General features: G+C 72.6%; 5 protein-coding genes. 1 reads left to right on the forward strand and 4 read right to left on the reverse strand.

What is annotated here, in order from left to right; genetic code table 11:
• Positions 1 to 84 precede the first annotated feature (84 nt).
• Positions 85 to 4,065: a type VII secretion protein EccCa gene (gene eccCa / locus ABD987_RS28040; protein WP_345400739.1), complete on the forward strand. Its 3,981-nt coding sequence runs from the start codon at positions 85 to 87 to the stop codon at positions 4,063 to 4,065.
• Between the two features lie 816 nt (positions 4,066 to 4,881).
• Here eccCa and mycP read toward each other — a convergent pair.
• The 4 genes from mycP to ABD987_RS28060 are packed head-to-tail and all read right to left on the reverse strand — an operon-like array spanning position 4,882 to position 13,846.
• Positions 4,882 to 6,114 carry a type VII secretion-associated serine protease mycosin gene (mycP, locus tag ABD987_RS28045; protein ID WP_345400195.1) on the reverse strand — a complete coding sequence of 411 codons (1,233 nt, stop codon included), beginning with the start codon at positions 6,112 to 6,114 and terminating at the stop codon, positions 4,882 to 4,884.
• Positions 6,111 to 8,714, reverse strand: a complete 2,604-nt coding sequence (locus ABD987_RS28050) for a hypothetical protein (RefSeq protein ID WP_345400198.1) — start codon at positions 8,712 to 8,714, stop codon at positions 6,111 to 6,113. The genes mycP and ABD987_RS28050 overlap by 4 nt, the downstream gene beginning before the upstream one ends.
• A 1-nt stretch (position 8,715) precedes the next feature.
• Entirely contained in the window at positions 8,716 to 11,133 is a 2,418-nt protein-coding gene (locus tag ABD987_RS28055) for a right-handed parallel beta-helix repeat-containing protein (protein WP_345400201.1), read from the reverse strand.
• 37 nt (positions 11,134 to 11,170) lie between these two features.
• Positions 11,171 to 13,846 carry a helix-turn-helix transcriptional regulator gene (locus ABD987_RS28060; RefSeq protein ID WP_345400204.1) on the reverse strand — a complete coding sequence of 892 codons (2,676 nt, stop codon included), beginning with the start codon at positions 13,844 to 13,846 and terminating at the stop codon, positions 11,171 to 11,173.
• Positions 13,847 to 13,931 lie beyond the last annotated feature (85 nt).

The raw sequence follows: 13,931 nt of genomic DNA on the forward strand, positions 1-13,931 counted from the left end.
CGCCCGGTCCGCACGTCGCCCGCGAGGGCGCCGGCCGGGAATCAGGGGGAAACCCTCCGGCAGAAGGAGAGCGCTGTGGGCACGATGTTGTTCAGCAGGAGGTCCCGTCGTACCGGGCCCCGGCCGCCCGACGGGGAAATCGAGTTGCAGGAACCGCCCGCGGTCCCCGAACAGGCCGACGGCGGTCTCAGCTCCGTGCTGATGTACGCGCCGATGGGGCTCAGCTCGCTGGCGATGGTGATGATGTTCGTCCGTCCCGGCTCGGGCACCCTGGCCTATCTGGGCGCCGGGATGATGATGCTGGCCGCGGTCGGCATGCTCATCGCCCAGCTGATGCGCAACGCCGTGTCCCACAAGCAGAAGCTGCACGGCCACCGCCGCGACTACCTGCGCTACCTGACCCAGCTGCGCGCGACGATGCGGGAAGCCCTCCTCCAGCAACGCAAGGCCGCCCGGTGGTCCCATCCGGACCCGGGCGCGCTGTGGTCGCTGGCGCTGGGCTACCGGCTGTGGGAACGCCGTCCCGCGCACGAGGATTTCGGCGAGGTCCGGCTCGGGCTCGGGACACAGCGGTCCGCGCTGAAGCTCGTGCCGCCGGAGACCAAGCCGGTCGAGGATCTCGAACCGCTGGCGGCGCACGCCCTGCGCCGGTTCCTGCGCGCCTACTCGACCCTGTCCGAGGCGCCGATCGCGGTGTACCTGCGGGGTTTCGCGCAGATCCAGCTCCAGGGCGAGGAGGGCGCCGTGCTCGATCTGGCACGGGCCATGCTCGCGCAGGCCGTCACCGCGCACGCGCCCGGCGACCTCGCCCTCGCCGTCTGCGTGGGCCCGGCCGAGCGCGAGCGGTGGGATTGGGTGAAATGGCTGCCGCACAACCAGGATCTCGACACCCAGGACGCGACCGGGCCCCGGCGCCTGGTCGGCGACAGCGTCGCCGAGCTGGAAGACCTGTTGGGGGGCGCCGCCTTCGTCGGACGGCCGTCGTTCGAACCGGACACACCGGTCACCCCGTCCGAACCGCTCACGATCATCGTCCTGGACGGGGTGAGCGTGCCGCCGGATCACCGGATGCGGTACGGGGGCTACCGCAACGCCGTGATCATCGACGTGTCCGGTGCCCTGCCGTGGGAACACCGGCCGCACGCGCTGTACCTCGACGTCGAGGGCGACCAGGTCGGCACCGTCGCCTTCGACCGGCTCGGCAAGCCGCACACCAGCCCGCTGTGCACACCGGACCGGATGAGCGAACGGGCGGTCGCGGCGCTGGCCAAGGTGATGGCGCGCTACCGGGCGGGTGAAGCCACCGAAAGCGACGAGCCGCTGGCCACCGACTACGACCTCGCCGGGCTGCTGGGCATCGGCGACATCCGCACGTTCGACCCGAAGAAGTACCGTTTCGAGCGGATGACCGCCCGGCGGCGGCTGCGGGTGCCGATCGGCATCGCGGGCAACGGCGCGCCGATCGAGCTGGACATCAAGGAACCCGCCGAGGAGGGCATGGGCCCGCACGGAATGTGTGTCGGGGCAACGGGTTCCGGGAAGAGCGAACTGCTACGGACGCTGGTGCTGGCACTGGCCACCACGCACGGCTCCGAGGAACTGAACTTCATCCTGGTGGACTTCAAGGGTGGCGCGGCCTTCCTCGGGTTCGACCGCCTGCCGCACACCTCCGCCGTGATCACCAACCTCGAGGACGAGCTCGAACTGGTCGACCGGATGCAGGACGCGCTGACCGGCGAGCTCAACCGCAGGCAGGAACACCTGCGCGCGGCGGGGAACTACGCCTCGCGTCGCGACTACGAAGCCGCGCGCGCCCAGGGCGTCCCGTTGGAGCCGATGCCGGTGCTGTTCGTCGTGGTCGACGAGTTCAGCGAGATGCTGGCCAGCAAGCCGGACTTCATCGAAGTCTTCGCGATGATCGGCCGGCTCGGTCGCAGCCTCGGCGTGCACCTGCTGCTGGCGTCGCAGCGGCTCGACGAGGGCCGCATCCAGAAGGTGGAGACGCATCTGTCCTACCGGATCGGCCTGCGTACCTTCTCCGCGATGGAAAGCCGCAGCGTGATCGGCGTCCCGGACGCCTACGAGCTGCCGAACGCCCCGGGCAACGGCTACCTGCGCCCCGACACCCAGACCCTGGTGCGGTTCAAGGGCGCCTACGTCTCCGGCCGCTACCGGCCCGCGACCCGCCGCAGGCAACGCGGCATGGTGGCCGAGCACCTCGCCGCGTTCGGCACCGAGTACGTGGCACCCCGCGTCGAAGCCGAACCCGAGATCGAAGAGCCGGAGGAAACCGACGGCCCCGAGCAGACCATGCTCGACGTGCTGCTCGAACGGCTGGAGGGCATCGGCCCGCGCGCGCATCAGGTGTGGCTGCCGCCGCTACGGGAACCCGCGACCCTCGACCAGCTGCTGCCCCCGCTGATCGACGACCCGGTGCTCGGGCCGCGTCCGGTGGGCGAGCTACAGGCGGGCGCGCTCGCCGTCCCGGTCGGGCTGGTCGACCTGCCCGCCCAGCAGCGGCGCGAACTGCTCACCGCGGACCTGGCGGGCAGCAAGGGCAACGTCGGTGTCGTCGGCGGTCCGCAGAGCGGCAAGAGCACGTTGCTGCGTACCCTCCTCGCGGGTCTGGCGCTGACCCACACCGCGGAGCAGGTGCAGTTCTACTGCCTCGACTTCGGCGGCACGCTGACGTCGCTGGCGAAACTGCCGCACATGGGCAGCGTGGCCAACCGGATGGACCGCGACCGCGTCACCCGCACCGTGCTGGAAATGCTGAACCTCATGGCACGCCGGGAAACCCTGTTCGCCGAGCACAACATCGACTCGATGAGCACCTACCGGCGCGCCCGCGCCCAGGGCGCGTTCCGCGACGTGGATCCCTACGGGGACGTGTTCCTGGTCGTCGACGGCTGGTACACGGTGCGGCAGGACTTCGACGAGCTCGAAGACCCGTTCACCCAGATCGCCGCGCGCGGCCTCAGCTTCGGCGTCCACCTGGTCGTCGCGGCCAGCCGCTGGTCGGAGATGCGCGCGTGGCTGCGCGACGTGCTGGGCACCCGGTTCGAGCTGAAGCTGGGCGACTCCATCGAATCGGAGATCAACAGCCGCGCCGCGGCCACCGTGCCCAGCGTTCCCGGCCGCGGGCTCAGTGTGGACCGGCTGCACTTCCTCACCGCGCTGCCCCGCATCGACGGCGTCCCCGGCACCGACGACCTCGCGGAGGCGACCCAGGACCTGGCCAACGCGTTCGTCCTGCCCGGTGCCCCGGCCGCGCCGAAGGTACGGCTGCTGCCGCACGAGCTGAGCGCGCGCGAGCTTCCCCCGCCCGGCGCTCCCTCCCCCGAAGCGGAGGTCAACGTGACGCTGGGCGTCGAGGATGTCGGGCTTTCCGTGCAGTGGCACGACTTCGACGCCAGCCCGCACCTGATGATCTTCGGTGACGCGGAGACGGGCAAGACGAACCTGCTGCGGCACATCGCCCAGTCGATCGCCACGTACTACCCGCCGAGCGAGGCCAGGGTGATGTTCGCCGACTTCCGGCGTGAGCTCTACGACTGCATTCCGCAGGAGCACCAGATCAACTACACGGTGGCCGCGGACGCGCTCTCGGGACTGCTCGGGGAAGCGGCGGAACTGCTGCAGAAACGGGTACCCGGCCCGGAAATCACGCCCGACCGGCTCCGCAAACGCGACTGGTGGACCGGGGGGCGGCTGTTCATCATCATCGACGACTTCGACATGACCGAAGGCGGCGGCTACGGCAACGACCCGCTCGCCCCGCTGCTGCCCCTGCTCGCGCAGAGCGCCGACATCGGCCTGCACCTGGTCATCGCCCGCAGCACCGCGGGCGCGAGCCGCGCCATGATGAACCCGGCGATCCGCCGGATGTGGGAACTGGGCACCCCGGCGCTGCTGTTCTCGTGCCCCCGCGACGAAGGCACGTTCCTCGGCAACCTCAAGCCGCGGACCCTCCCGCCCGGACGGGCCCAGTTCGTCAACCGGCGCCGCGCGATCCGCCTCGTGCAGACACCATTGGTGCCCGGGGCAGCGCCCAAACAGAACTGACGCCCCTTCCCCGCCGCGGCGGGGAAGGGGCGTGTGCCGCCATGCCGTGCCAAGGACGAAAGGCCAGACCTCTTGGGTGACCAGGCAGAAGTGGATCAAGGAACGTGGCCGGGACTCCTCGTGATGCGAGGATGGCCTCGCCGAAAGTTCGGACTTCCGACCGGCTGCTGTTCGACGGGTAAGTGATCTTCATGAAGCGTGCGGCCTTTCCGGTGGGCATGAACTGTCCTGGCGTTCCCGTATCAGTGTCGGTCTCGCCATCGGTGCGGCGGTGATCGCCGTTCCCCTGACCGCGACCACCGCCTTCGCCGCCCCGCCCCCGGTGACGGCTGGGCACCGGTCGGCGCCTTCGCTTACAGCTCGAAGGCGGAGTGCGAAGCGTACGAGATCGACGGTGCCCGGCAGAACGGTTACCGCGAGGTGTGGTGCGACGACAGCAAGCACATCATGCCGTATTGAGGTTTTCTCACTGGGAGTGGTGAGTTCTGGCGCCCGGGGGTGTGCTGAAGGACGCCTTCGGTGCGCTCAGCGCACTGAAGGCGTCCTTCAGCACCCCGCGTGCCCCACGAAAGCCCACCAGCAACGCTCACCATCCCCAGCGCTCCGCTCGGGACGCGGGCTCGGCTCAGACGATGTCACGAATGCGACATTCGTGACGCTGAACGTCGGCAATGCGACATTCGTGACACCAGCACACCCCCGGACGCGACGCGTCCGGGGGAAGAACCGTTCCAGGATGCGGTGCCCTTCATTCCCGTTCGCGCACCAGGCCGACCAGGCCGGCCGGTCGTCGAACACCGGAGCACGAGCACGGCGTCAGCCGTCCCGCTCCCCGGACCCGTGCCAGGCGACGCGGGCCGGGCGCCAGCGGCGGCGACGTCCGGCCGGGACGAGCCGCCAGGCCAGCCGGACCGCGAACGCGAATCCGGCCACCACGAACAGTCCGGCGACGACGATCCCGATGGCGAGGTCGTCGTGCCGCGGCGGGGCCGGGGGCCGCACGGGCGGCGGCGTGACCATGCCACCCTGTGCGCCCTGCGCCTCCTCCTCCGGGAGCACCGTGGTCACCGCCGCCATCGGGTTCACCGTTCCCCAGCCGAGGCCGGGATCGGGCAGCCGCGCGGGCGGATGGTCCGCGGTGGCCTCCAACCGGTGCCGGAGCTGCTCACCGCTCAGGCCGGGATGGTAGGCCAGCACCAGCGCGGCGACACCGGTCACGAACGGGGCGGAGTAGCTCGTGCCGCTGCTCTGCCACTGGCCGGGGCCACCGGGACCGATGCTGATCACGTCCACGCCGGGCGCGACCAGGCCCAGATACCCGCCCGTCTGGGAGAAGTCCGCCCGCGCGCCCGAGGAGTCGATCGCGCCCACCGCGAGCACCGAGGGGTAGGCCGCCGGGTAGGTCACCGGATCGCCTTCTTTCGCCCCGTTCGCGGCGGAAGCCACGACGAGCACTCCCCGCGCCGCCGCGTAGTCGATGGCGGCGCGCAGTTCCGGGGACGGGGCGCTCGTGCTCGCCGACACGTTGATGATCCGGGCCTGCCGGTCCACCGCCGCGCGGATCCCGTCCGCCAGCGCGCCGGTCGGGTTGTTCTGGCCGGTGGCCGCGCGGATCGGCAGAATGGTGACGTCCGGGGCGACACCGGCGAATCCGGTGCCCGGATCCGGTGCGGCGCCGATGATGCCCGCCACGAAGGTGCCGTGGCCGTAGCAGTCGGTGTTCGCCTTGCCGTGCGGGTCCAGCACGTCGGTCCCCGTCAGCACCCGGCCGGCCAGCTGCGGGGTGCCCGCGTCCACCCCGGTGTCCACGACCGCGACCGTGATCCCCTTGCCCCGGCTCAGATGCCACACCCGGTCCGGCGCGAGCTGCCGCTGTCCCCACGGCACCTCGGGTTCGCTGACCGAGGGCGGCGACAGACAGGTCGTGGGGCCCGACGGAAGTGGCGGCGCGGTTCCCCGGTCCGCCATGGCCGCCGGGCCCGCCGCCTGCGCCGCGAGCACGACGGTCACGACGACCAGCGACCGGGTCACCGTCCCGAAGGCGTTCACGAGACCGCCGCCATCGCCGCGCCGGGCGGTGGCCGCATCGCGTACCCGCCCGCGGTCGCCGACGCGCGCACGTCGAGCAAGGGAGCGGTCAGCCGGGCACCCAGTTCCGGATCGTCGATCACCCGCACGGCGTTGTGCAGCCGGTAGGCCCACACCCGGTCCAGGTTCGCCAGCGCCTCCCGATCCCGTTCGTCCACTTCGGACTCTCCGGGTTCCTCTCCCGGCCACAGCTCACGAACCAGTACCGCGGTACGGGGAGGACGCGCCTCGTCGGACTCCGGGTCCGGGTCGGCCGTTCGTACGGCCAGCGCCTTGAAGCGCGGGCCGGCGAGGAAGACGGCCTCCTCGACCGGCCCGTCGATGCCCAGCTCGGAGGTGCGCCGCGCCGACCGCGGCCAGATCAGCAGGTCGATGTCGGCACCGGGCACCGTGACGTCCAGCGGCACGCTGGCGCTCAGGAACCCCGGGAACGTCAGCACCTCGCCGACCGGGTACTGCCGCTCCACGGGCTCGGCCAGCGCGCCCTGCCGCAACAGCGCGCGGCGATGCGTCGGCAGCCGCCGGATGCCGGAAACCAGGCAGGGGAGGTAGCCCTCGAGCGGGGACGCGGAGCCCGCGCGCAGGGCCTCGCGCACCCTGGCCGCGACGCCCTCGCCCGTGCCGAGGTACAGACAGACGGCCACGTAGTCGGCCTTGGCGGCGTCGTCGGCGTGCCGCAACGCGGGCCAGGTGGCCAGCGCGGCGTTCACCGTGGCGAGCGCTTCGGTGAAGGTGTCCCCCGCCTCGACCGAGAACCGCGTCTGCTCGGCCGCGGTGCTGAGCCGGTCGGCGAGTACCAGCGGGCCGTTCCCGTTCGGCCGTAGCCGAACGGTAACGGGTGGCTCTATGTCCATTTCGGACACTTCGGCACCGGGCACCGGGGCCGGATCGGCCACCTCGGGTTCCGGTGGCCGCTCCGGCTCGGCGCGGCGCGCCACACCGGGTCCACTGGAGACGGTGTCGGGAGTCGAAGACACCGTCACGACGGGCTGTCCGGGTCCAGGTGGCCGGATCGGCTCGGGAACGAGCCTCGGGGCCTCCCCGCGTGCCGCGTCCTGCTTCCCGACCGCTCCCGGCACAGTGTCCACTGAGGACTCCTCCGGAGCCGGGACGGGCAGCGCGGGCACCGGTGCGCCGGAAAGCCGCTCGCGAATCCACCCCGCCTCCCGCCGCGGTGTTTCGGCGGGCGCGGGTGCCGCGTCGTGGTCCGGCGGAACCACGGGAGAAGCGGGAGGAACCGGAGGCACACGAGGCGGGGGCGGCGGGCCCGGCAGGGCCGCGAGCCCCGCCTCACCGACGATCCGGGCCAGGTATGCCTGACCGTCCGCGTCCAGCTTCCCCACGACCTGGAGCCGGACGCTCCGCCGTTCGGCGACACCCAGCCGCGCCAGGATCGACTCCGCGGCGGTCAGGAGCGTTTTGCCGACAGCCTTGCCGGGGACCCCGAGCCACAACGTCCAGCGCCCGGTGTCGAACGGATGCGCGGGTCCGGCGTCCCGCTGGTCGGCGTGCCGCACCGCCAGCCCGGAGGGCACCACCTCGGCGACCACGCCGGGCTCGCTTCCGGCGAACCGGTAACGCGTGTCCGCCTCCCGCTCCCATCCCGGCGGCGCGGGAGCCGCGCTCAGCACGGTCTGCCTGCCGATCTCCGGGTGCTGCCGCAGCAGGGTGGCGAACGGCCGGAACAGCTCGTCGCCGGTTTCCGGCGGGTCCCCGGCACTCAGCAGCACCGGTTCGCCCAGCCGCCAGGCCAGCTCCCCGATCCAGGTGGGCTCGGCGATCCCGGGATGGCCGGGGGTGAGGACCCAGCGGGCACGGAGTCCGGATTCGAACTGGCCGAGCAGCGTGGCGACCTCGATGGGCGCGGGCAGCGGCTCGTCCGGCCTGCCGACGACCAACCGCGGCCGCCGCCCGTCCACCGCCACCGCGAACGCCCGCTCGTCGACCGACACCGCCGCCGTGCGCTTGTCCCGGACGAGCATCCCGGCCGGCACCGGCTCGGCCACCAGCCCGCCCTTGCCCACCTGTTCCCTCGGCACCAGGAACTCCCAGGACGGGATGGGACAGCGGGTGGTGATCACCTTCTCGTCGGCGCCCGCGCGGAACCGGAGCCAGCCCGCCCCGCCGGTCCCGTGCCCCACGTACAGCCCCGCGCCCGGCTTGCCCGTCAGCGTGCCGTCCGGGACCAGAAGATCGACCGACAGCGCGTGCGCCAGGCGGTGCAGGAGTTCGCGGTCGGAGGCGGACAACGCGCTCGCGTCGGCCACGCCCAGCCACACCGCGTGCACCGCGGCCGGTGTGCCCGCGCCGGTATGGGGAAGCACGGACGAGCGCAGGAAGAACACGGCCGCCTGGAACAGGGAAGGCTGCCGACGCGCACGCTCCGACGCGAGCACCAGCACCGTGCCGGGCAGCTCCGGCACGGTCTCGACGAACTCGTGCCCTGGCGGCTCGTCACGGTGCCGGATCAGCGCGTGCGGACCGTGCCACCGCGCCACCAGCCCACCGGCCAGTTTCTCCGCGGGCCGGGGGGATTCCCTTTCCTGCGACGCTTTTTCCACCTCAGGCGCTCCCCTCCAGCACGCCGTCGAGGTCGGCCGAGGTCAGCAGGGTGAGCTCGGCCGTGGCGACCGACGAGGACAGCGCCAGCCGGGACGCCTGGTGGTCCGCCATCCGTTCGAAGACCCGCCGCGCGGTCCGGCCGTTGCCGAAGGTGCCGTCCTTGGGGATCCGCTCGAAATAGCCGCGCAGTGCCTCGGCCGCGTCCTCGTCGAGCCGGTAATCGTGTTTGCCGCAGTGCGAGCGGACGATCGTCACCAGCTCGTCCGGGGTGTAGTTCGCGAACTCGATCGTGCGGCTGAACCGCGACTCCATCCCGGGGTTGGCCTCCAGGAACGACTGCATCTCCCGCGAGTACCCGGCCGCGATCACCACCACGTCCTCGCGATGGTCCTCCATCAGCTTCACCAGCGTGTCGATGGCTTCCCTGCCGAAGTCCGGCCCGGTCCCGCCCTGACCCGAGCTGAGCGTGTACGCCTCGTCGACGAACAACACGCCGCCCAGCGCGGAAGTGAACGCCTCGGTCGTCTTGATCGCGGTGCCGCCGATGATCTGCGCGACCAGATCGGCACGCGCCACCTCGACCAGGTGCCCGGACCGCAGCACGCCCAGTTCGGCGAGGATCGCCCCGTACAGCCGGGCGACGGTGGTCTTGCCGGTGCCCGGTGCGCCGGCGAACACCAGATGCCGCGCCATCGGCGGCGCGGACAGGCCGGCGTCCTTGCGTACCTTGGCCATCTTGTTCAGGTTGATCAGGGACGTGACTTCCCGCTTCACCCCGTCGAGCCCCACCAGCGCCAGCAGTTCCCGCAGCGGATCGCCGGCAGCCGCGGGCGCCGTCGGTTTCGGGGTCACCTCGGCGGCGGGCACGTCGGCGGTGGCCGCCACGGAACTGCCGTAGGCGTCCGGGCGCCGGTTGCCCGAGCTGATCAGCCCGGTGACCACCACGTCGCCACCCGGCCGGAGCTGCCGTACCCCGGAGCCGCCGTTGTCCCGGACCGTGGTGGCCGAGACCCGCACGGATTCGGCGCTGTCCACCTGGACACCGTCCCCGGTGTTGGCGGCGAACTCCGAGTCGTCGACCGTCCCGGACGACCCGTCACCGAACCGGCAGCCGCTCGCCGCGGACTCACGCACCCGGCAGCGGACCAGCGACACCTCGCCGCCTTCGCCCACCTGGATCCCGTCCGCGCCGGACCCCGCGATGTCACAGTCGGCCAGCGTCACCGACGCGTCGGACACCTCGACGCCCGCCCCGGCCGCGGCGCGCACGCTCAGCCCGGTCACTTCGGGCCGGGCGGATCCGGTCACCCGCAATCCGCTCCGGCCACTGACGTCGATCTCCGCGTTCTCCAGTCTGCCGCGCGCGCCGCCACCGAACTCCACCGCGGCGTCGTCCGATCCCAGCACCCGCAGACGGCGGAAGAACGGGTCGGCGCCGCCCGCCACCCGGACCCCGGCCGAGGCCGACCGCGAAACGGTCATCGCGGAGAACTCGGTGCGGCTGCGCTCGGCGACGCCGACACCCACTCCGTCGATTCCCTCGGCCACACAGTCGCTGACACTGCCCGCCGACTGGCCGGCGAAGTGGTAGCCGTGGCCCCGTGCCTCGCGCACCCGGAACCCGCGCAGGACGGGGGCGCAGGATTCGGCGGTGAAGACCCCCTCCGCGCCGCTGGCGGTGACCGAACAGTCGTCCAGCACCACCGATCCCGAGCTCGCCAGGAAGAACCCGGCGCCCCCGGTGCGGGACACCGACAGCCTGCTCGCCGTCATGCTCGCCTGCTGTTCGACGGCCACCGCGGGCTTGACCGCGTCGGCGACCTCGGTGTCATGCACGGTGATCCGGCCGCTCCCGTTGAGACAGATGCCGTTGCCCCCGGCGGTGCGGATCACGCAGGAACGCACGGTGAGCGAGCCGTTCTCGGCGACCACGACGGCCGACGTGCCCACGTCGTGGAGGTGGCAGGAGTCGAGGAGGTTCCCGGTGCCGGAGGTGATCACCACCCCGGCCCCGGCCGGGTTGCGCACCTCGCAGTTCCGCATCAGGAGCGTGGCGTCGGTCATCGCGTAGGCCGCGGTCCACGCGGCACCGGCCACCTCGCATTCGGTGAGGCCGAGCTGCCCCGCCGAGGCGAACACCGCGGGGCTTTCCCCGTCCGCCGCCTCGATGACCAGCCCGGTCAGCGCGGCGGACCGAGCGGCCAGCAGCACCGCGACACCACTGGCGGCGGTGACACGCACCGTGCCGGGCCCGTCCTCGGCGGTGATCGTCACCGCCTTGGTCAGCACCACGTTCTCCTTGTAGTGACCGGAACCCACCAGGATGACCGCGCCGTCCGACGCCTCTTCCACCGCGGTCGCGATGGATCGGTGTCCGCGCGGCGATCCCTTGGTCACCGTGATCACGTCGTGGCCCACATTTCTCCGTCCTCCGCGTCCGTGCCGACGATCCCGGCTACGCCACGATCGCGGTCAGGTTTCCCCGCCGGCTCGCCGCCGCGAGGTCGAGCCGCGAACGGCACCCCGTCTTCGCGAACAACCTCGTCAGGTAGTTCTCCACCGTCTTCACGCTGATGCGCATGTCCTGGGCGATCCGGCGGTTCGTGCGGCCCTCCCCGATCAGTTCGATGAGGCGGGACTCCGTGTCGGAGAACATCCGCCGCGGCGCGCGCGACCCGGGAACCGGGACACCGTGCTCGGCCATCAGCTTCCGGGCACGCGCGCGCGGGGCGACCGCGTCCAGGCGCTTGGCGATGGCATACGCCTCGCCCAGCCAGGCTTCCGGCCGCTCCGACACCAGCCCGGCGAACAGACAGGCGACTCCCAGATCCACGACATGCCCGCGACGACGGACGAGCGCGACGCCCGCCTCGGCACTCGCCGCGTCCCCGAAGACCAGGCCACGTGCCAGCAACGCCGCCTCGCGGGTCATCCGGCTGTCCACGTCGCGGTGCAGCCGGGTGATCTCCCTGGCGACGTAGTCGGCGTGATCCGCGCGCTCGCCCTCCGTGGCGATGGACAACAGCCGGATCAGCAACCACTCCCGGCCCGCTCCGCCGCCGAGCGCGCGCGCCTGCTCGTAGGCCGACCGGCCCGCGGTGAACGCCGCCCGCGTGTTCCCTTCGCCCGCCAGCATCCCGGCCCGCACCCATCCGTCGAGGAAGGTGGGAGGACCGCCGGGGGACGCCGTCTCCGCCCATTTCGCCGCGCTTTTCCCGTGCCCCCGCGCCGAACAGATCTCCGCGGCGAACAACCGGGCGTAGCGCCAGGGAAGGACGCCCGCGTCGCCGGTCAGTTCCAGTTCCCTCGCCGCGGACAGGGCGTCCGTCCACGCACCGGCGGCGAATCCGCGCACCACGCGGTGATACAGCGCCGGCGGGCCGGCGGCCGGTGCCCCGTATGCCGGGCCGAAGGCCAGTGCGAAGACGGTGACCAGATCACCCAGCGCGGCGGCTTCCGCGATCTCCTCGCGGTGCAGTACCGCCGGGGACGGTTCGCCGGGCCGCGCCGAGGGGTGCGGCGCCAGCAGCGGTGCGAAGTGCCGCAGGAACTCCTCCGGCTCCCCGGTGGACTCCCCCGCGAACCATCGGGCCGCCGCCTCGAGCGCGCCGTCACCGGGACCGCCGGCGAGTCCGGCGGCCACCACCGGCGGCACGGGCCGTCCGGTGTGCGTCGCGGCCAGCGCGATGGCCGCGGCGAGTTCCGCCCGGCACGGGGCCGTGAGACGGCCGAAGGCCCGCTCGTCCGTGACCACCTCGGCGACGATTCCGCCGAGCACCGGGTAACAACCGCCGCGCACCAGGGCCCGTAGCGTCCTGGACAGCAGGGACGGCCACCCCGGACCGTCCGGCCCGGCGTGCCGCAGTGCCGCCCGATAGCGGTGCGCCATCCGGTAGGGGTCGGCCTCGGCGACGCGGTCGGCCTCCTCGACCAGCAGGCCCGTCACCCGCGGGGTGACGGGCAGCGAGGCACCGGCCAGCGCCAGGTGATCGGCGAGGACCGCGGTGTCCAGGCCGGTGGCGGGGTCACCGGCCAGGGAACGCTCGGCGAGGAGCCGGTGCAGGTGCCGCACCGCGTGCTCGCCGACGAGGGCGTGGACGGATCGGGCGAGGGCCGGGCAGCGGCAGGCCAGTGTGCCCTGGGCGGTACAGACCAGGACACCGGCCGCGATCAGCCCGTCCACCGTCTGCCCGTACGCCGCGATGGGATACCCGGTGACCGCCGCGAGCGCGGGAAGATCGTCCACGGTGAACCGCAGTGCGCTCGCCACCACGGCGGTGAGGTTCCAGCCCGGCTCGCCGAACCGGCGGATCCGGCCGAGCAGGTCGTGGTCCGCGCGCAGCATGACGGCGGCGCCTTCCCGGAAGCACAGCCGGCCCTGCACCTCGACCAGCAGGCCTTCACTCAGCAATGTGTCCACAGTGGACACCAGGGTGGCGGGGTTTCCGCGCAGCGAGCCGAGCGCGCGACGTAGTTCGGGCAGGACCGAGTCGTCGAGGGGCAGGCGCGCCCGCCGGGACACCACGGCGCCGAGGCAGTCGTCGGGCAGCGCGGGGAGGGTGATCAGCCGGTCGGCGAGCTGGGTCGCCCACCAGGGCACCCCGGCCGCGGAGCCGTCGTCGCGGCACGTCGCGACCACCAGGGAGAAGGCGTGACTCGCCGCCGTCAGCAGCAGCTCCGGGCGCGGCACCCGGTCCACGTCGTCGATCACCAGCGCCACCGGGCCGGTCCGCCGCAGCCCGCCGAACATCCTGGCGAGCGCGATCAGCAACGCGGTCCGGTCCCGCTCGACGCGGTAGGTCTCGGGCGTGCACAGCCTGCTGACCCGGCTGATCGCGTCGGCGAGCCGCAGGTCCCCGAGCCGATCGAACCGCTCCCGGGCCGCGTGCACCGCGGCCTGGGCGCCGAACAGGTCCCACGGCTCGGCCCCGTCCCGGTACGGAAGTTCGACGACGTCCACTTCGGACTCTCGCCAGTTCTCGGCCAGCGCGCGCAGAAAGGCCGTCCTGCCGATCCCGGCGGGCCCACGGACCATGAGCAGCTCCGCCGGCCCACGCTCTTCGCGCACGGCCGCGCGCACCGCGGCCAGTTCCGCGTCCCGCCCGAAGATCCCGTCCCGGTCCCGTGCCATCCCGCCCTGCCTCCCCTCACCGGCGATCACACCCAGCCGCGTCGTTCCGGCACTTCCGAAGATGACGCCATCCTCGTCCGCGCGG

Source organism: Amycolatopsis samaneae (assembly GCF_039541975.1).
In the GTDB taxonomy this organism is placed as follows: Bacteria; Actinomycetota; Actinomycetes; order Mycobacteriales; family Pseudonocardiaceae; genus Amycolatopsis; species Amycolatopsis samaneae.